Genomic DNA, 17,990 nt, shown 5'->3' with positions numbered 1-17,990 from the left:
CAGGGATTCTTGACATAGCGCAAACGGGCCGGCAAGGCAGAAACTGCTTTGCCGGCCCGCTGCGAAGTACCGTACCGCCTAGAAGTTCAGCGTACGCTTATCGACGGCCAGTGCCGCTTCCTTGGTCGCTTCCGACAAGGATGGGTGCGCGTGGCAGATGCGCGCGATGTCTTCGGCCGAAGCTTTGAATTCCATCGCCACGACGGCTTCGGAAATCAGTTCGGACGCCATCGGGCCGACGATGTGCACGCCGAGAATTTCATCGGTGGTCGCATCGGCCAGGAATTTCACCATGCCCGAAGTGTCGCCCAGCGCGCGCGCACGGCCGTTGGCCATGAACGGGAAAGTGCCAGCCTTGTAGGCGATGCCTTCGGCCTTCAGGGTTTGCTCGGTCTTGCCGACCCACGCGATTTCCGGCGAAGTGTAGATCACCCAGGGAATCGTGTTGAAGTTGGTGTGACCGTGCTGGCCGGCGATACGCTCGGCCACGGCAACGCCTTCTTCTTCCGCCTTGTGCGCCAGCATCGGGCCGCGCACGACGTCGCCCACTGCCCACACGTTCGGCAGGTTGGTCTTGCAGTCGCCGTCGACGGCGATGAAGCCGCGCTCGTCCAGCTGCAGGCCGACTTTGTCAGCACCCAGGCCATTCGTGTTCGGCGTACGGCCGATCGAGATGATCAGTTTGTCGAACACGGCTTTTTGCGCTTCGCCCTTGGCGTCCACGAATTCCACGGTGACGTCTTTCTTGCCTGGCGTGATCGCACCGATCTTGCAACCGAGGTTGATCTTCAAGCCTTGCTTGGTGAACAGCTTCGACGCTTCCTTGGCGATCTGCTCGTCGACGGCGCCCAGGAAGACCGGCAGGCCTTCCAGCACGGTGACGTCGGAACCCAGGCGGCGCCAGACGCTGCCCATTTCCAGGCCGATCACGCCGGCACCGATGACGCCCAGCTTGGCTGGAACGGCGTCGATGGCCAGTGCGCCCGTGTTCGACAGGATCAGTTTCTCGTCGAATGGTGCGCCCGGCAGTTCGCGTGCATTCGAGCCCGTGGCGATGACCACGTGCTTGGCGCTCAATGTTTCGTTGGCTTCGCCCGTCACGCTGATCTCATACGCGCCAGCAGCGGCGGCAGCGAAAGCGGCGCGGCCGTGGAAGAAGGCGATCTTGTTCTTCTTGAACAGGTACAGGATGCCGTCGTTGTTTTGCTTGACGACCGTGTCTTTGCGCTTGAGCATCTGACCCAGGTTCAGCTTCAGGCCGGCGACATCGATGCCGTGCTCGGCGAAGCTGTGGCCCGCGTGTTCGAAATGCTCGGACGATTGCAGCAGCGCTTTCGACGGGATGCAGCCGACGTTGGTGCAGGTACCGCCAGGAGCGGCGCCGCCCTTGGCGTTCGACCACTCGTCGACGCAGGCGACGGAAAAGCCCAGCTGGGCTGCGCGGATGGCGGCGATGTAGCCGCCAGGGCCCGCACCGATGACAACTACGTCAAATTGTTTAGTACTCATGTTTTGTTATTCCAATCTCTTCGTCTGGTACGAAAATCCACAATAGAAGGTAAATCACCACGCCGAAGCCGAAGGTCAATGTAAACAGGACGAATACGAGGCGCCAGATCCACGCTTCCATGCCGGAAGCGCGGCCCAGGCCACCGCAGACGCCACCGAGCCAGCGGTCGTTGCGCGAGCGGCGCAGGCGGTTGAATTCCTGCACCAGGTCGTTCGTCGGACCGGAGTCGGATGGAGTGTCCGGTTTGTCCAGGTTGATATTGCTCAGGAGCTTGGCTTTCGCTTGCGCGAATTCCGCGTCGCTCAAGGCGCCCGCCAGGTGCAACTCGTGCAGACGCTTGATTTCTTCAGAGACGTTCATAGGAATCCTCTTTCATTGAGATCAGCCAGCTGCGTCCTCTGGCAAGGGGTATCAACTACATTGCCCCGGCGGCGACGCCGGGGGTCTACAGTGCTTACAGGTCCAGCAGCAGGCGTGCAGGATCTTCCAGCGCTTCTTTCATCGCCACCAGGCCCAGGACGGCTTCGCGGCCGTCGATGATGCGGTGGTCGTAGGACATGGCCAGGTAGTTCATCGGACGCACCACGATCTGGCCGTTTTCGACAACGGCGCGGTCCTTGGTCGCATGCACGCCCAGGATGGCCGATTGCGGCGGGTTGATGATCGGGGTCGACAGCATGGAGCCGAAGGTGCCGCCGTTCGAGATCGAGAACGTGCCGCCCGTCAGGTCGTCCAGGGTCAGCTTGCCTTCCTTGGCTTTCGCGCCGAATTCACCGATTTTTTTCTCGATGTCGGCGATCGACAGCTGGTCCGCGTTGCGGATGATAGGCACCACCAGGCCGCGTGGAGAACCGACAGCGATGCCGATGTCGAAGTAGCCGTGGTAAACGATGTCATTGCCGTCAACGGAGGCATTGATGATCGGGTACTTTTTCAGGGCAGCGACAGCGGCCTTGACGAAGAAGGACATGAAGCCCAGCTTGACGCCGTGCTCTTTCTCGAACTTGTCCTTGTACTTGTTGCGCAGGTCGATGACCGGCTGCATGTTCACTTCATTGAACGTGGTCAGGATGGCGTTCGTCGATTGCGATTGCAGCAGACGCTCGGCGATACGCGCGCGCAGGCGGCTCATCGGCACGCGCTCTTCCGGACGGTCGCCCAGGCGGGCGGCCAACGGCGTGGCAACTTGCTGCAGCGCTGGCTTGGCAGCGGCTGGCGCCAGTGGCGCGACAGCTGGCTTGGCGGAAGCGGCCAGGGCGTCGCCCTTGGTCACGCGGCCATCTTTGCCGGAACCGGCGACGTCGCCAGCGGACAGGCCTTTTTCGGACAGGATCTTGGCAGCGGCAGGCATGGCGACATCGCCTTTGCTTGCAGCAGCTGGGGCCGACGCGGTAGCGGCGTCTTGCGCAGCAGCAGCCAGGGCTGGCGCGGGAACAGCGGACACTTCCATCGGGCTGACCTTGGCCGAGCCGTCGGTATCGATGATGGCGATGACTTCGCCGGCGACGACGGTAGCGCCGTCGGCCTTGATGATCTGCACGATCACGCCCGCGACTGGCGCCGGCAGTTCCAGCACCACTTTATCGGTTTCGATATCGATCATGTTTTCGTCGCGCGCGACTGGCTCGCCGACTTTCTTGTGCCATGCCAGCAGGGTCGCTTCTGCAACCGATTCCGACAACTGGGGAACTTTGACTTCGATTTGTGCCATGTAAAACTCCGTTTATTTTGTTATTGCGGCGCCGCCCCTGCGTAGCAAGGGCGGCGCTCCGTCATGATGTATGCGCGCAGGCGCCATGCACAGACATGGCGCCCCTTATCCTGCCACTTACTTGGTCAGGATAAAACCCTTCAGCTTCGAGAATGCCGTTTCCAGCAGATCTTTTTGCTGGGCGTAGTGCTTGTCATAGTAACCGACAGCAGGCGACGCCGAAGCAGGACGACCGGCGTAAGCCAGACGCTGACCCGATTCCAGGCCTTCGAAGATGTTGTGCTGGATCTGGAACCAGGCGCCCTGGTTTTGCGGCTCGTCCTGGGCCCATACGACTTCAACCAGGTTCGGGAACTTCTTCAGTTCAGCAGCGAACGACTTGTGCGGGAACGGATACAGCTGTTCCAGGCGCACGATGGCCGTGTCGGTCTGGCCGCGTGTCTTGCGTGCGTTGACCAGGTCGTAGTAGACCTTGCCCGAGCAGGCGACCACGCGCTTGACTTTCTTGGCATCGATTTTGTCGTCGACTTCGCCGATGACGGTCTGGAAACCACCCTTGGCCAGGTCGGCCAGCGGCGAACCGGCATCCTTGTTGCGCAACAGCGACTTCGGCGTCAGGATGACCAGCGGCTTGCGGAACTGGCGCACCATCTGGCGGCGCAGCAAATGGAAGATCTGCGAAGCCGTCGTCGGCTGCACCACTTGCATGTTGTTGTCTGCGCACAGCTGCAGGAAACGCTCAGGACGCGCGGACGAGTGCTCAGGACCCTGGCCTTCGTAACCGTGCGGCAGCATCATGACCAGGCCCGAAGCGCGGCCCCACTTCACTTCGCCGGAGCTGATGAATTGGTCGATCACCACTTGCGCGCCGTTGGCGAAGTCGCCGAACTGGGCTTCCCAGATCGTCAGCGTGTTCGGTTCAGCGGTCGAGTAGCCGTATTCGAAGGCCAGTACTGCTTCTTCGGACAGCACCGAGTCGATGACGGTGAACGGCGCCTGGTTGTCCGACACGTTTTGCAGCGGAATGTAGGTACCGGCATCCCAACGCTCGCGGTTTTGATCATGCAAGACGGCGTGGCGGTGCACGAAGGTACCGCGGCCGGCGTCCTGGCCCGTCAGGCGGATGGCGTAGCCGGACGATACCAGCGAAGCGTAGGCCAGGTGTTCGCCCATGCCCCAGTCCAGATTCATTTCGCCACGGCCCATGGTGCCACGGTCGCCCAGTACTTTTTCAACCAGCGAGTGGACTTTGAAGTCTTCCGGCACGGTGGTGATGCGGGTGGCCAGGCGTTTCAGTTCCGTCATCGGCACGGCGGTGTCGGCCGAATCGGTCCATTTCTTGTTCAGGAACGGCAGCCAGTCGACGGCGTACTTGTTCTTGAAGTTCGAGATGACCGGATCGACGGTATGCTTGCCGGCGTCCATGGCGTCGCGGAAAGCTGCCACCATCTTGTCGCCGCCATCGGCAGGGATCACGCCTTGCGCTGCCAGCTTGTCCGCGTACAGCTTGCGGGTGCCTGGATGCTGGCCGATCTTCTTGTACATCAGTGGCTGCGTCAGTGCCGGCGTATCTTGCTCGTTGTGGCCCAGCTTGCGGTAGCAGATGATGTCGAGGACGATGTCCTTCTTGAATTCCATGCGGTAGTCGAGCGCAATTTGCGTCGCCAGCACCACGGCTTCCGGATCATCGGCATTGATGTGCAGGACCGGTGCTTCGATCATCTTGACGACGTCCGAGCAGTACAGGGTCGAACGTGCATCGCGCGGGTCCGAGGTGGTGAAACCGATCTGGTTGTTGATCACGATATGCACCGTGCCGCCCGTATGGTAGCCACGGGTTTGCGCCAGATTCAGCGTTTCCATGACCACGCCCTGGCCGGCGAAAGCGGCATCGCCGTGCACCAGGATAGGCAGCACTTGCGCGCCCTGCGCGTCGCCGCGGCGATCCATGCGGGCCTTGACGGAACCTTCGACCACAGGGTTGACGATTTCCAGGTGCGACGGGTTGAACGCCAGCGACAGGTGGACCGGGCCGCCTGCGGTGGAGATGTCCGACGAGAAGCCTTGATGGTACTTCACGTCGCCGGCAGGCAGGTCGTCGCCATGCTTGCCTTCGAATTCTTCGAACAGTTCCTGTGGCGCTTTGCCCAGGGTGTTCACCAGTACGTTCAGGCGGCCGCGGTGGGCCATGCCGATGACGATTTCCTGCACGCCTTTTTCGCCGGCGCGCTGGATGGTTTCATCCATCGAGGCGATGAAGGTTTCGCCGCCTTCCAGGGAGAAGCGCTTCTGACCCACGTAACGGGTGTGCAGGTAGCGTTCCAGGCCTTCAGCCGCGGTCAGGCGGTCGAGGATGTGGATTTTTTTCTCTGGGGTGAAATTCGGGGTGGAGCGGATAGCTTCCAGCTTCTCTTGCAACCAGCGCTTTTCGGCCGGATCGGAGATGTACATGAATTCGGCACCGATCGAACGCGTGTAGGTGTCGCGCAGATAGTTCAGCAGATCGCGCAGGGTGGCGGTCTCGGGGCCAAAATAGGTATTGCTGATGTTGAACACGGTGTCCATGTCCGCGTCGGTGAAACCGTAGAAGCTCGGCTCGAGCTCAGGAATCATCGGACGTTCCTGGCGTTGCAGCGGATCCAGATTGGCCCAGTGCGAACCGAGGTAGCGGTAAGCGGCGATCAGTTGCGTAGCAGCAACACGTTTGCGGCCCATTTCAGCATCGAAGGAAGCGGTCACTGTGCGGATCGGACCTGCTTTTGCGCGCTCGGCGAACGAGGCGACGACGGAGGCATGCGCCACGTCAGGCTTGTTGCTGCCATCGACGGCAGGCACGTGCTGCATCGCGTCGAAGTAGGAGCGCCAGTTATCGGGGACCGAGCCTGGGTTGTTCAGATACGCTTCGTACAGGTCTTCCACGTACGGAGCATTCCCACCAAACAGGTAGGAGTTGGTCGTTAATTGCTGCATATATTGCTCACCTTTCTTCGCGTTTCGCGAGGAATTAGCGGGTTAATCTAACCTTCCGCGACACGGCCTGACCGGTTAGCGGATTGCACATCAAGTTGTGGGGAAGGGCTTTTTTATTGCACCAGCATTCTGCATACCGTCATTTAGAATAGCACGCGGTATTGTAACGCAACAACGGCTAGTTGAATTTTATTTGGCAAGCAAATGTAAGCTGTGTCGTTGATTTTCCCGGGCTTGCCAGCCTGTTACTGTTGCGCTTACGGCATTTCCCTGCCCATGCTGGCGGGCCGCTTGCGCCCAACTGGTCTGCCCGGCAACGGCGCCGCCGCGATGGCCGCCAGCCAATCGGCATCGCCGGCAAACCACTCGACCAGGAAGTCGAGCATGGTGCGCAGCAGGGGCGACATGTGCTGGCGCGACGTATAGATGCCGTAGATGCCCATGTCCTGCGGCTGATACGCGGGCAGGAGTTCCACCAGCTGCCCGCTGGCGATCAGCGGCGCGGCCGAATAGCGCGGCTGCATGGCGATGCCCGCCCCAGCCACCGTGGCCACCAGCAGGACCAGCGATTCGTTCGCCGACAGGCGGCCGCTGACGGGGACAGTGAGCGCTTCCCCATCGTGCGTGAACTGCCACAGGCTCTTGCCGAAATACGTATAGGTCAGGCAGTTATGCAGGGCCAGGTCTTCCGCCCGGCGCGGCGTGCCATGCGCCGCCAGGTACGATGGTGCGGCGCACACCACCGACGCGCAACTGGCCAGCTGGCGCGCGATCAGGTTCGGTTCGAGCGCGTTCGTGATGCGGATCGCCAGGTCGATGCGCTGCTCCACCAGGTTGACGGCGCGGTTCTCCATCTGCAGGTCGACGGCGGCGCGCGGGTAGCGCCGCAGGTAAGCGGTCACTGCGCCAGCGAGCGCCGTCTGCGCCAGCGATTGCGAGCAGGTAATGCGCAGCAAGCCGTGCGGCGTGTCGATTCCCCCGGGCGAGGCGACGGCCATGGCGCCGGCCACTTCCAGCATCTGGCGGCAGCGCGCCAGCGTGGCCTCGCCCGCATCCGTCAGGCTCAGGCGGCGCGTGGTGCGATGCAGCAGGCGCGCCCCCGCCCAATGCTCCATTTCGGCCAGGTAACGCGTCACCATGGCGCGCGACATATCGAGCGCCTCGCTGGCGGCCACCATGCTGCCGCGCTCGGCGATGGCGACAAATACCTGTGCGGCGCTTATGCGGTCCATTTGTGCGCTTTCATTGATTCGTCCGATCCGTGCAACTAAGTGTTGCAATCTACCCTATTTCTCGCGCCTGGTCGAAAGGATAATATACGACGAGAGTATCCAATGCAGAAAGAACAATATGCTGGCACGCGCCGCCCGCCTCTCCGGCACCCTTGACGCCTTCCGCCTGGATGTTCTGGGCTGCGCCCCATCCACCTCATTACTGTTGAGCGGGGTGGCGGACGCCATCCTGATCAACGCCCAGTTCCTGCGCGACGATGCGGCGCAGTTAGCGCACACCATCGCCACCAGCGGCAAGCGCCTGACCACCATCTATATCAGCGCAGCCGAACCGCAAGCCTATTTCGGCCTGGGCGTGCTGCAGCAAGCCTTTCCGCAAGCCCGCATCCTGGCCAGCGGCGCCACGGTCGAGGCGATCCGCCGCCAGGCCGGTGCCAGGGTCGCCCACTGGGGCGGCATCCTCAAGCACAATGCACCGCGCTGCATCGTCATGCCCCAGGCCTATGAGGGCGAGAGCCTGCAACTGGAGGGCCAGCACATTGCGCTGCGCCAGCTGGAAGCGGCATTCAACTGACACAGCCCGCCTTACAAGGCAAGCAGGAAGCGCTCATACGCTTGCGCGCTGCGCGCCAGCCGCTCGGCATAACCCGCTTCCTTCGGCCCGTCTTCCGCACCATAGAAGGCAAAGAAGCAGCGGTTGTCGGCGCCTACATAGGCCAGCGTGACATCAAACGGCGCCAGCAGCTGCGCCAAGGTGACGTTCCACTTGCCTTGCGGCGTGAAGTCCTCCTGCCGGATGCCGGCCGTGACGGCCAGCGCCACCTTGCGGCCCCTGAACGCATCACCGCCCGTGCCATAGGCCCAGCCATGCGCTTGCACCTCATCGAGCCACTGCTTCATCAAGGGCGGACAGTTAAACCAGTACACGGGGAACTGCAAGACCACATTGGCGTGCGCCTCCACCAGCGCCTGTTCGCGCGCCACATCGATTTTTCCTTCCGGATAAACCTGGTACACATCATGAATGGTGTAACGGTCAGGATACTGCGCCAGTTCCTGCAGCCAGCGCTTGTTGGCCACCGAAGTGGAGATCGAGGGATGGAAGACGATTACGAGGGTTTTCATGATACTTCTTTCCTGAGAATGGGATGGACGCACCGGGCCCGCATTCGCCGAAAAACAGGCAAGCCGATACCCTGCCCCGAGGCGCATGATCGCACCTCCAGAGGCAGAACCAGCATAGCCATAGTGAGTATTTTTAACAAGTACGCACATTGACTACTCATACCATATGAAAAGTAAGCTACTCAATCACAGAAAGCCGCCTTGTCATACCCATCCTTATCAACTTGGCTGGTGCTGCTCGCCCCACTCGCACAGGGTATGCAGCACGGGGATCAGCGATGCCCCCTTGCTTGAAAGGAAATATTCGACCTTGGGCGGCACTTGCGGATATTCCTTGCGGATAATCAGCGCATCGGCTTCCAGCTCCTTCAAGACGACGCTGAGGGTCTTGAAGGCGATGCCACCGAGATGACGCTTGAGTTCGTTATGCCGCAGCACCCTGTTTTCCGCGAGCGCGTACAGGATCAGCATCTTGTATTTGCCACCGATCAGCGACAAGGTGTAGCCAAATGCCGTATCGCCCAGGGCCACGCCGCTGGGGGCGCATGTTTCTTCGTTCATCGCGTTGTGCTTCCTGTTTTACCAGTGCCGGAGCATAACAGTCTGGCCGCCGTGCTTGTAATCGGCGCTGCAGACCTGCATAAAAAAAGCGAGCCATCAGGCTCGCTTTTTTGCGCCGGACCGCAAGGCCCGGCAGGAACACGGCGCCGTAACTTAGGCGCGCTTGTCCAGTGGCAGTACTTCGCGCGTGGTCGAACCGACGAACAGCTGACGTGGACGGCCGATTTTCTGTTCCGGATCGGCGATCATTTCGTTCCACTGGGCGATCCAGCCGATGGTGCGGGCCATGGCGAAGATACCGGTAAACAGCGACACAGGGATGCCCAGCGCCGATTGCACGATGCCCGAGTAGAAGTCGACGTTCGGGTACAGTTTGCGCGAAACGAAGTAGTCGTCGTTCAGTGCAATCTTTTCCAGTTCCATCGCCAGCTTGAACAGCGGGTCGTCTTGCAGACCCAGTTCTTGCAGCACTTCGTAGCAGGTTTCACGCATCAGCTTGGCGCGTGGATCGAAGTTCTTGTACACGCGGTGGCCAAAGCCCATCAGCTTGACGCCGGAGTTCTTGTCCTTGACTTGCTCGATGAAGGCAGGGATGTTCTCGACGGTGCCGATTTCCTTGAGCATGTTGAGTGCCGCTTCGTTGGCGCCGCCGTGGGCAGGGCCCCACAGGCAGGCGATACCGGCAGCGATACAGGCAAACGGGTTGGCGCCCGACGAACCGGCCAGACGGACGGTCGAGGTCGATGCGTTTTGCTCGTGGTCTGCGTGCAGGATCAGGATGCGGTCCAGGGCGCGCACCAGCACGTCGTTGACCTTGTACTCTTCGCACGGATTGGCGAACATCATGTGCATGAAGTTGGCGCTGTACGACAGGTCGTTGCGTGGGTACACGAACGGCTGGCCGACCGAGTACTTGTAGGTCATGGCGACCAGGGTTGGCATCTTGGCGATCAGGCGGATGGCCGACACTTCGCGGTGACGCGGGTCGTTGATGTCCAGCGAATCATGGTAGAACGATGCCAGCGCACCGACGGTGCCCACCAGGACCGACATCGGATGCGCGTCGCGGCGGAAGCCACGGAAGAAGAATTGCATCTGTTCGTGCACCATCGTGTGCTTGGTGACGGTGTCGACGAACTTGGCTTTCTGCGCCGCGTTCGGCAGTTCGCCGTTCAGCAGCAGGTAGCACGATTCCATGAAGTCGGCGTTGACGGCCAACTGTTCAATCGGGTAACCACGGTACAGCAGCTCACCCTTGTCGCCGTCAATGTAGGTGATCGACGAGTTGCAGGCGGCGGTCGACATAAAGCCTGGGTCGTAGGTGAACTTGCCGCTACCGGCGTACAGTTTGCGGATGTCGATGACGTCCGGGCCAACCGTGCCTTTGTAGATTGGAAATTCAAGCGATGGGCTGCCATCGGAGAACGACAGGGTAGCTTTTGTGTCAGAGATATTCATGGGCTCTTCCTTCTCGGGAGTGAGTCGAAATTAAAATCAAAAATTCTGGCTGCAATTCGCACCGCAATTCGGCAGTGCTACAGCGCGCCACTCGCACCGTTTGCAATATATCGCCCAGGCGTCTAGGCAATGCGCAGTCGTTGCAGCAGTGCGCGCACATGCGGCAGATCGACTTCGCCTTCCGGCTCTTTACGGGCCAGTACCAGATCCATTAACGCATTGTCCGATAAATCCAGCAAACGCGTCAGCGCGTCAACTTCTTCATCGGTCAATTCGGTTTCATACGCATCGAGAAAACGGGTCAGGATAATGTCGTTTTCCAGCAGGCCACGGCGTGAACGCCAGCGCAGGCGGGCGCGGTTGGCCGGGTCGGCCTGATGCGAGGACAAAATTGATTCTGTCATTTGGTTTACCACTTTACGCGTGCCTTGCGGCACGCTGCTGCTTTGCAGGCGCCGCCTGCAGGCAAGAGAGGATACCCTCTTCCCGCAAACGGCGCCCGGCGGACGCGATCAGACGAATCAGATCGCGCGGCGGACCATCAATTCCTTGATCTTGCCGATCGCCTTGTTCGGGTTCAAGCCTTTCGGGCAGACGTCGACGCAGTTCATGATCGAATGGCAGCGGAACAGGCGGTACGGGTCTTCCAGGTTGTCCAGACGCGCGCCGGTAGCTTCGTCGCGCGAATCGGCGATGAAGCGGTAGGCTTGCAGCAGACCGGCCGGGCCGACGAATTTGTCCGGATTCCACCAGAACGACGGGCACGACGTGGAGCAGCATGCGCACAGGATGCACTCGTACAGGCCATCGAGCTCTTCGCGCTGTTCCGGCGACTGCAGGCGTTCTTTTTCAGGCGGGATCGAATCGTTGATCAGGAAAGGCTTGATCGAATCGTACTGCTTGAAAAATTGCGTCATGTCGACGATCAGGTCGCGGATGACCGGCAAACCTGGCAACGGACGCAGCACGATAGGCTCCGACAGTTCGTTCAGGTTGGTGGTGCATGCCAGACCGTTCTTGCCGTTGATGTTCATCGCGTCCGAACCGCACACGCCTTCGCGGCACGAGCGGCGCAGGGCCAGCGAGTCATCGACGTCCGCCTTGATGCGCTGCAGTGCGTCGAGCAGCATCTTGTCGGTGTCTTTCAGTTCGACCGTCAGGTCTTGCATGTACGGCTTGGCATCCTGGTCAGGATCGTAGCGGTAGATTTTGAATTTAAGAGTGCGTGCCATGGTATAGCCTTAGAAAGTACGTGGTTTCGGTTTGAAGGTATCAACCGTCAGCGGCTTGGTCACGACTGGCTTGTATGCCAGTCGGTTGCCTTCCGAATACCACAGAGTGTGCTTCATCCAGTTGTCGTCGTCACGTTGCGGATAGTCGTCCTGGGCGTGGGCGCCGCGCGATTCCTTGCGGGCGGCTGCCGAAACGATGGTCGCTTTCGCCGTCTCGATCAGGTTGTCCAGTTCCAGCGCTTCCACGCGGGCCGTGTTGAAGACCATCGATTTATCCTTGAAGGAGACTTGCTTGCGGCGCTCGTCGAGCTTCATGATTTCTTCGACGCCTTTGTTCAGCATCTCGTCGGTACGGAACACGCCGCAGTACTTCTGCATTGTGGCGCGGATGTCGTTCGCCACGCCCTGCACGGTTTCCGTGCCGGTCGAGTTTTCCAGGCGCGCCAGGCGGCCCATGGCAAATTCGGCAGCGTCGGCTGGCAAAGGCTTGTTTTCCTTGGCTTTCAGGCCGCTGTTGACGATGTGGTTGCCGGCCGCGCGGCCGAAGACCACCAGGTCCAGCAGCGAGTTCGTGCCCAAGCGGTTGGCGCCGTGCACCGACACGCAGGCGCATTCGCCGATCGCGTACAGGCCGTTGACGACTTTCGCCGAATTATCCGGACCGGTCGGGGTGACGACCTGGCCGTGGATGTTCGTCGGGATGCCACCCATCTGGTAGTGAATCGTCGGCACGACAGGAATCGGTTCCTTGGTGGCGTCGACGTTGGCGAACTTGTGGCCGATTTCCAGGATCGACGGCAGGCGCTTGGCGATGGTGTCGGCGCCGATATGGCGCAAGTCCAGCATCACGTGGTCCTTGTTAGGACCGCAGCCGCGGCCTTCCTTGATTTCCTGGTCCATCGAACGCGAGACGAAGTCGCGCGGCGCCAGATCCTTCAGGGTCGGCGCATAGCGCTCCATGAAGCGTTCGCCTTCGCTATTGATCAGGATGCCGCCTTCGCCGCGCACGCCTTCGGTGATCAAGACGCCCGCGCCGGCCACGCCGGTCGGGTGGAACTGCCAGAATTCCATGTCTTGCAGCGGCAGGCCGGCGCGTGCCGCCATGCCCATGCCGTCGCCCGTGTTGATGAAGGCGTTGGTCGAGGCGGCGAAGATGCGGCCTGCGCCGCCCGTTGCCATGACCGTCGTCTTTGCTTCCAGGATCATGCATTCGCCGGTTTCCATTTCCAGCGCAACAACACCGATCACGTCGCCTTCGGCGTCACGGATCAGGTCGATTGCCATCCATTCGACGAAGAAGTGGGTACGCGCACGCACGTTGCGCTGGTACAGCGTGTGCAACAGGGCGTGACCGGTACGGTCAGCTGCCGCGCAGGCGCGCTGCACCGGCTTTTCGCCGAAGTGGGCCGTGTGGCCGCCGAATGGACGCTGATAAATGGTGCCGTCAGGGTTGCGGTCGAATGGCATGCCGAAGTGTTCCAGTTCGTACACGACTTTCGGTGCTTCGCGGCACATGAATTCGATGGCATCCTGGTCGCCCAGATAGTCGCCACCCTTGACGGTGTCGAACATGTGCCAGAACCAGTTGTCTTCAGCCATGTTGCCGAGCGACGCGCCGATACCGCCCTGCGCCGCAACGGTGTGCGAGCGGGTCGGGAAAACTTTCGACAGGACAGCGACGTTCAGGCCGGCTTCAGCCAGTTGCAACGACGCGCGCATGCCGGAACCGCCGGCGCCAACGATTACCGCATCAAAGCGGCGGGTAGGGATTGCAGATTTATATGCTGCCACGATTACACACTCCAGAGTATCTGTACCGTCCAGCCGGCACAAGCGATCAACCACAGCATGGTGGCAATTTGCAGGGTCAGACGGAGGCCAGCGCTTTTCACGTAGTCCATCCAGATGTCGCGTACGCCGACCCATGCGTGGTAGAACAGCGCCAGGAAGGTCACCAGGCTGAACAATTTAAACCACTGCTGTGCGAACAGACCAGCCCAGCCTTCATAGCTGAAGTTGCTGCCAGTCAAGAAAGAAATCAGCAGGATGGCCACATAGGCCACCATGACGATGGCGGTGACGCGTTGCGCCAGCCAATCGCGCAAGCCGTAATGGGCACCGACGACGAGGCGTTTCGGTCCGATATTATTGTCTGCCATGTTTAAAATACTCCAAACAGTTTCAAAGCGACCAAGGCCGTCAACAACACGCTCACGACCAGCACGGAGGTAGCGGTCTTGCGGGCCGAATCTTTTTCGATGGCAACGTGCACATCCATGAACAGGTGACGGATGCCGGCGCAGAAGTGGTGCAGGAAGGCCCAGACCAGACCCAGGGTGATCAGCTTGACGAACCAGTGCGAGGCGATGCCCTGGAAATAGGCATAGGACATCTCGGAGCGCAGGCTCAGTTCCAGCATGTACAGGATGCATGGCAGCAGGGCGAAAATGATGAAACCGCTGATGCGATGCAGGATCGAGACGATGGCGCCGACAGCCATGCGGTAGTTCGACAATTCGGTAACATGAATGTTACGGAATTGCGGCCGTTCTTTTTTTGGTACTTCTCTTACGGCTTCAGACATAACAAAAACCTCCCCTTTGAATTTCAACTAAATATTGAAGCCGCGATTTTCGCCGATTTTCGCAACCCATACCAATATCTATTGTTACATATAACCAAAATGGTTTTTTACTACAAAATACCGCGCTACTTTCCGTAGTTCACGTAATTTAATTACAGAATCGCCGGCAAAGCACGGCCCGCTGGAGCGGGCCATGCTTTAGCTGCGCTTTCTGTTGTCTCCGCTGCCCGCCTCGCGGCAGGCATCTTGCAAGCGATGCACTTCAGCCTTGCCGCTTTTCCGGGCACCTGGAGGCGCCCCGCTACTTCAGCTGAGTTCATTCTGATAATGATGACGACTGGTCAGGTACAAGCCCCGGCGCAGTTCGACCGGCTTGTCGCCGTAGGTAAACGACACGCGCTCGGAACTGAGCAAGGGCGTGCCGAGGTCGATATTTAACAATTGCGCGGCGCCCGCATCGGCGCACACGGCGCGGATCTGCTCGGACGCGCGTATCATGCGCGTGCCAAATTCCGTTTCAAACAGACCATACATGGGACCCTTGTATTCCACCAGGCGCTCGGCCGTCAGCCCCTTGAAGATCAGGCCGGGCAACCACAGCTCCTCGACGATGGTCGGCACGCCATCGAAATACTGCACGCGCTTGATGAAGATGACGGCGTCGCCGGACTTCAGATCCATCAGGCGCGCCACGTCGGCGGGCGCGCGCACGCGCTTGACTTCGATGAACTTGCTTTCTGGATAATGCGGCACGCCTTCGTCCGGCACCAGGCGCAGGAAGCGGAAATGCGCGCGCGCCTCATGGTGAGTGGAAACAAAAGTACCCTTGCCCTGGCGGCGCATGACGAGATTCTCGGCGGCCAGTTCATCGATCGCCTTGCGCACCGTGCCCTGGCTGACCTTGAAGCGCCCTGCCAGCTCGACTTCGCTGGGAATGAGCTCACCAGGCTTCCACTCGCCCGATTGCAGGCTCTGCGTAATGAGCGCCTTGATCTGCTGGTACAGGGGACTGAAGGTGGGGGAAGCGCTGGCGACGGGCATCGCCGTCGCAGTGGTATTCGTGCCGGCCGCCACGGCGACTGGCGTGCTGGCCGCTGCGGCAACGGGCGTGGCCGGGGAGCTCGCGGTCGGACTGACCGCCCCGCTTGCAGCAGTGGCATTGTTGGTCAGATTGGACGAGGCGGAATTCATAGTCCGACATTTCAACACAAATCACTGCCCGCGTCCAGTAAAACACTCGTAGTTATCTGTCTTATATAAGACATAAGATATGATTGACAGATACAGATCGGAGGCCTAAACTGCCCTCGATAAAACTTGTGAGCCAGCGTTTTATGTTGTCGGCCAGCCACTCTGGCCTCATGCAGCACGAGCGTGACGGCAGCGTACACCAGCAATTCGGTGGCGCCGGCCGGTTTTGGTATCATTATAGTTTTTCCGGATAAGCGTAAGCCCAGCTTCAAGCCCGTTTTCTTTCCCACTTTGGAGATTCATCATGGCTAAAACCCCAATGCGTGTTGCAGTGACCGGCGCCGCCGGCCAGATCGGCTACGCCCTGTTGTTCCGCATCGCCAATGGCGACATGCTCGGCAAAGACCAGCCTGTCATCTTGCAACTGCTTGAAATCTCGGACGAAAAAGCCCAGAAGGCGCTCAAGGGCGTGATGATGGAAATCGACGATTGCGCCTTCCCGCTGCTGACGGAAATGACCGCTCACTCCGATCCGCTGACCGCATTCAAGGATGTCGACGTCGCCGTACTGGTTGGCGCGCGTCCACGCGGCCCGGGCATGGAACGCAAGGATCTGCTGGAAGCGAACGCCCAGATCTTCACGGTACAAGGCAAGGCGCTCGACGCCGTCGCTTCGCGCAATGTCAAAGTACTGGTGGTCGGCAACCCTGCCAACACCAACGCTTACATCGCCATGAAATCGGCGCCATCGCTGCCGGCGAAAAACTTCACCGCCATGCTGCGTCTGGACCACAACCGCGCGCTGTCGCAAGTCGCTGCCAAGACCGGCACCCCCGTCAAGGATATCGAGAAGCTGACCGTCTGGGGCAACCACTCGCCAACCATGTACGCCGACTACCGTTTCGCCACCGTAAACGGCAAGGCCGTCAAGGACCTGATCAACGACCAGGAATGGAATGCCAACACCTTCCTGCCAACCGTCGGCAAGCGCGGCGCGGCCATCATCGAAGCGCGCGGCCTGTCGTCGGCAGCGTCGGCAGCGAACGCCGCCATCGACCACATCCATGACTGGATGCTGGGCACCGCCGGCAAGTGGACCACCATGGGCGTTCCTTCGGATGGCTCGTATGGCATCCCTGAAGGCACCGTCTTCGGCTTCCCGGTCACCACCGACAACGGTGAGTACACCATCGTTCAAGGTCTGGAAATCGATGCATTCTCGCAAGAGCGCATCAACCTGACCCTGAAAGAACTGACCGAAGAGCGCGAAGGCGTGAAACACCTGCTGGCATAAATCCAGTATTGGCGGCGCGGCCTGAGCGCCGCCCGCCAAGAAGGCCGCCCCGCGAGATTCGCGGCGCGGCTGTTTTATCAAGTAGTTTTTACCTGCAGAAATGCCTTAAGCATGCACCCTTCCGAGGTTTTATTCCAAGGCAAACGCCAGCCGCTGTTGCTCGCCGCTTGCGACCACTACGCCGGCTCCGAAAAGCTGATGCGTAAATCGATTGCTTTGCAACAAGAGCTTGGCCCCCTGTTCGACATCACGTTCGACTGCGAAGACGGCGCCAGCGCCGGCAACGAAGAAACCCACGCCCACATGATCGCCGGCCTGCTGGCCAGCGACGAAAACCAGTTCAACCGCATCGGCGTACGCGTGCACGACGTCGACAGCCCGTTTTTCGCGCGCGACGTGGAAATCATCTGCAGCGCCGCGTCCCGCCTGGCCTACATCGCCGTGCCCAAGGTGGGCGGCGTGCAGGATGCCATGCTGGCCATCGACCTGATCAACCTGCACGCGCGCCGCGCCGGCCGCGACAACCTGCCCGTGCATATCCTGATCGAAACGCACGGCGCGCTGCGCGACGCCTACGCGATCGCCGCCCTGCCCCAGGTCGAATGCCTGTCCTTCGGCATCATGGATTTCGTCTCGGCCCATTATGGCGCCATTCCCGCCGCTGCCATGCGCACGCCGGGCCAGTTCACGCACCCGCTGGTGGTGCGCGCCAAGCTCGAAGTGGCGGCCGCCTGCCACGCGCACGGCAAGGTACCGTCGCACAATGTGACGACGGACGTGCGCGATTCGGCCGTGGTGGCGAATGACGCCCAGCGCGCGACGGCCGAGTTCGGCTACACGCGCATGTGGAGCATCCACCCGGACCAGATCAAGCCCATCATCAAGGCCTTCACGCCGCGCCTGTCCGAAGTCAATGAGGCCAGCAACATCCTGAATGAAGCGCTGCGCGCCAACTGGGGACCGATTGCGCAAAATGGCCGCTTGCATGACCGCGCCAGCTACCGATATTATTGGACCGTTTTGCAACGCGCCAAACTGGCAGGCCTGGGCTTGCCCGAAGCGGCCGCTGCATTACTCAACGCGCTGCCTACCAGCACCACTGAAAACTGACAGGAATTACAC

The 17,990-nt window shown here is 60.4% G+C and carries 17 protein-coding genes; 3 read left to right on the top strand and 14 right to left on the bottom strand.

What is annotated here, in order from left to right; translation table 11 throughout:
* Window positions 1–78 precede the first annotated feature (78 nt).
* From lpdA to ACQ4W0_RS26650, 5 genes are all read right to left on the bottom strand, one after another.
* The gene (gene lpdA, locus ACQ4W0_RS26670; RefSeq protein ID WP_035820749.1) at window positions 79–1,509 is read right to left on the bottom strand and encodes a dihydrolipoyl dehydrogenase; all 1,431 of its coding nucleotides are present in this window, start codon (window positions 1,507–1,509) and stop codon (window positions 79–81) included.
* On the bottom strand, window positions 1,499–1,870 hold the full coding sequence (locus tag ACQ4W0_RS26665) for a PspC domain-containing protein (RefSeq protein ID WP_436579492.1): 372 nt from the start codon (window positions 1,868–1,870) through the stop codon (window positions 1,499–1,501). Before ACQ4W0_RS26665 ends, lpdA begins: the two co-directional genes overlap by 11 nt.
* Before the next feature lie 94 nt (window positions 1,871–1,964).
* Window positions 1,965–3,221, bottom strand: coding sequence for a 2-oxoglutarate dehydrogenase complex dihydrolipoyllysine-residue succinyltransferase (gene odhB / locus ACQ4W0_RS26660; protein ID WP_436579491.1), 1,257 nt, complete (start codon window positions 3,219–3,221; stop codon window positions 1,965–1,967).
* Window positions 3,222–3,338: 117 nt separating this feature from the next.
* On the bottom strand, window positions 3,339–6,191 hold the full coding sequence (locus tag ACQ4W0_RS26655) for a 2-oxoglutarate dehydrogenase E1 component (protein ID WP_436579490.1): 2,853 nt from the start codon (window positions 6,189–6,191) through the stop codon (window positions 3,339–3,341).
* 257 nt (window positions 6,192–6,448) lie between these two features.
* A complete protein-coding gene (locus ACQ4W0_RS26650) occupies window positions 6,449–7,423 on the bottom strand; it encodes a LysR family transcriptional regulator (protein ID WP_436579489.1) in 975 nt (324 codons plus the stop codon).
* Window positions 7,424–7,541: 118 nt separating this feature from the next.
* On the opposite strand from ACQ4W0_RS26650, the gene ACQ4W0_RS26645 reads away from it, so the two are divergent.
* Window positions 7,542–7,997: an MBL fold metallo-hydrolase gene (locus ACQ4W0_RS26645; protein ID WP_436579488.1), complete on the top strand. Its 456-nt coding sequence runs from the start codon at window positions 7,542–7,544 to the stop codon at window positions 7,995–7,997.
* Between the two features lie 11 nt (window positions 7,998–8,008).
* Here the strand turns inward: ACQ4W0_RS26645 and ACQ4W0_RS26640 are convergent, their stop codons facing one another.
* The 9 genes from ACQ4W0_RS26640 to ACQ4W0_RS26600 form a co-directional block, all read right to left on the bottom strand.
* Complete coding sequence (locus ACQ4W0_RS26640) at window positions 8,009–8,548, bottom strand: NAD(P)H-dependent oxidoreductase (RefSeq protein WP_436579487.1); 540 nt, start codon at window positions 8,546–8,548, stop codon at window positions 8,009–8,011.
* Between the two features lie 219 nt (window positions 8,549–8,767).
* The gene (locus ACQ4W0_RS26635) at window positions 8,768–9,109 is read right to left on the bottom strand and encodes a winged helix-turn-helix transcriptional regulator (protein ID WP_436579486.1); all 342 of its coding nucleotides are present in this window, start codon (window positions 9,107–9,109) and stop codon (window positions 8,768–8,770) included.
* A 153-nt stretch (window positions 9,110–9,262) separates the two neighbouring features.
* Window positions 9,263–10,567, bottom strand: a complete 1,305-nt coding sequence (gene gltA, locus ACQ4W0_RS26630; protein ID WP_101482189.1) for a citrate synthase — start codon at window positions 10,565–10,567, stop codon at window positions 9,263–9,265.
* Window positions 10,568–10,689: 122 nt separating this feature from the next.
* Window positions 10,690–10,971 carry an FAD assembly factor SdhE gene (locus tag ACQ4W0_RS26625; protein WP_034752073.1) on the bottom strand — a complete coding sequence of 94 codons (282 nt, stop codon included), beginning with the start codon at window positions 10,969–10,971 and terminating at the stop codon, window positions 10,690–10,692.
* Window positions 10,972–11,088: 117 nt separating this feature from the next.
* Window positions 11,089–11,799, bottom strand: a complete 711-nt coding sequence (locus ACQ4W0_RS26620; RefSeq protein WP_034752075.1) for a succinate dehydrogenase iron-sulfur subunit — start codon at window positions 11,797–11,799, stop codon at window positions 11,089–11,091.
* A 9-nt stretch (window positions 11,800–11,808) separates the two neighbouring features.
* Entirely contained in the window at window positions 11,809–13,590 is a 1,782-nt protein-coding gene (gene sdhA / locus ACQ4W0_RS26615; RefSeq protein WP_436579485.1) for a succinate dehydrogenase flavoprotein subunit, read from the bottom strand.
* Window positions 13,591–13,592: 2 nt separating this feature from the next.
* Complete coding sequence (sdhD, locus tag ACQ4W0_RS26610) at window positions 13,593–13,958, bottom strand: succinate dehydrogenase, hydrophobic membrane anchor protein (protein WP_102121570.1); 366 nt, start codon at window positions 13,956–13,958, stop codon at window positions 13,593–13,595.
* A gap of 2 nt (window positions 13,959–13,960) precedes the next feature.
* Complete coding sequence (gene sdhC / locus ACQ4W0_RS26605; RefSeq protein ID WP_436579484.1) at window positions 13,961–14,383, bottom strand: succinate dehydrogenase, cytochrome b556 subunit; 423 nt, start codon at window positions 14,381–14,383, stop codon at window positions 13,961–13,963.
* Between the two features lie 306 nt (window positions 14,384–14,689).
* Complete coding sequence (locus ACQ4W0_RS26600; RefSeq protein ID WP_436579483.1) at window positions 14,690–15,574, bottom strand: UTRA domain-containing protein; 885 nt, start codon at window positions 15,572–15,574, stop codon at window positions 14,690–14,692.
* Window positions 15,575–15,878: 304 nt separating this feature from the next.
* Here ACQ4W0_RS26600 and ACQ4W0_RS26595 point away from each other — a divergent pair, with 304 nt between their 5' ends.
* Together ACQ4W0_RS26595 and ACQ4W0_RS26590 are read left to right on the top strand one after the other, a co-directional pair.
* Window positions 15,879–16,868, top strand: a complete 990-nt coding sequence (locus ACQ4W0_RS26595) for a malate dehydrogenase (RefSeq protein ID WP_436579482.1) — start codon at window positions 15,879–15,881, stop codon at window positions 16,866–16,868.
* 111 nt (window positions 16,869–16,979) lie between these two features.
* Complete coding sequence (locus ACQ4W0_RS26590) at window positions 16,980–17,978, top strand: HpcH/HpaI aldolase/citrate lyase family protein (RefSeq protein WP_436579481.1); 999 nt, start codon at window positions 16,980–16,982, stop codon at window positions 17,976–17,978.
* The last annotated feature ends 12 nt before the right edge of the window (window positions 17,979–17,990 follow it).

Source organism: Janthinobacterium breve (assembly GCF_051380895.1).
Classification (GTDB): domain Bacteria; phylum Pseudomonadota; class Gammaproteobacteria; order Burkholderiales; family Burkholderiaceae_D; genus Janthinobacterium.
This window is presented reverse-complemented; position numbering and strand designations above follow the sequence as displayed.

Coding starts and splice junctions, on each gene's coding strand:
- gltA (WP_101482189.1), bottom strand. CDS start 10,567: ATGAATATCTCTGACACAAAAGCTACCCTGTCGTTCTCCGATGGCAGC.
- ACQ4W0_RS26655 (WP_436579490.1), bottom strand. CDS start 6,191: ATGCAGCAATTAACGACCAACTCCTACCTGTTTGGTGGGAATGCTCCG.
- ACQ4W0_RS26625 (WP_034752073.1), bottom strand. CDS start 10,971: ATGACAGAATCAATTTTGTCCTCGCATCAGGCCGACCCGGCCAACCGC.
- sdhC (WP_436579484.1), bottom strand. CDS start 14,383: ATGTCTGAAGCCGTAAGAGAAGTACCAAAAAAAGAACGGCCGCAATTC.
- odhB (WP_436579491.1), bottom strand. CDS start 3,221: ATGGCACAAATCGAAGTCAAAGTTCCCCAGTTGTCGGAATCGGTTGCA.
- ACQ4W0_RS26590 (WP_436579481.1), top strand. CDS start 16,980: ATGCACCCTTCCGAGGTTTTATTCCAAGGCAAACGCCAGCCGCTGTTG.
- ACQ4W0_RS26650 (WP_436579489.1), bottom strand. CDS start 7,423: ATGGACCGCATAAGCGCCGCACAGGTATTTGTCGCCATCGCCGAGCGC.
- ACQ4W0_RS26595 (WP_436579482.1), top strand. CDS start 15,879: ATGGCTAAAACCCCAATGCGTGTTGCAGTGACCGGCGCCGCCGGCCAG.
- ACQ4W0_RS26640 (WP_436579487.1), bottom strand. CDS start 8,548: ATGAAAACCCTCGTAATCGTCTTCCATCCCTCGATCTCCACTTCGGTG.
- ACQ4W0_RS26620 (WP_034752075.1), bottom strand. CDS start 11,799: ATGGCACGCACTCTTAAATTCAAAATCTACCGCTACGATCCTGACCAG.
- ACQ4W0_RS26600 (WP_436579483.1), bottom strand. CDS start 15,574: ATGAATTCCGCCTCGTCCAATCTGACCAACAATGCCACTGCTGCAAGC.
- lpdA (WP_035820749.1), bottom strand. CDS start 1,509: ATGAGTACTAAACAATTTGACGTAGTTGTCATCGGTGCGGGCCCTGGC.
- ACQ4W0_RS26665 (WP_436579492.1), bottom strand. CDS start 1,870: ATGAACGTCTCTGAAGAAATCAAGCGTCTGCACGAGTTGCACCTGGCG.
- ACQ4W0_RS26635 (WP_436579486.1), bottom strand. CDS start 9,109: ATGAACGAAGAAACATGCGCCCCCAGCGGCGTGGCCCTGGGCGATACG.
- sdhD (WP_102121570.1), bottom strand. CDS start 13,958: ATGGCAGACAATAATATCGGACCGAAACGCCTCGTCGTCGGTGCCCAT.
- ACQ4W0_RS26645 (WP_436579488.1), top strand. CDS start 7,542: ATGCTGGCACGCGCCGCCCGCCTCTCCGGCACCCTTGACGCCTTCCGC.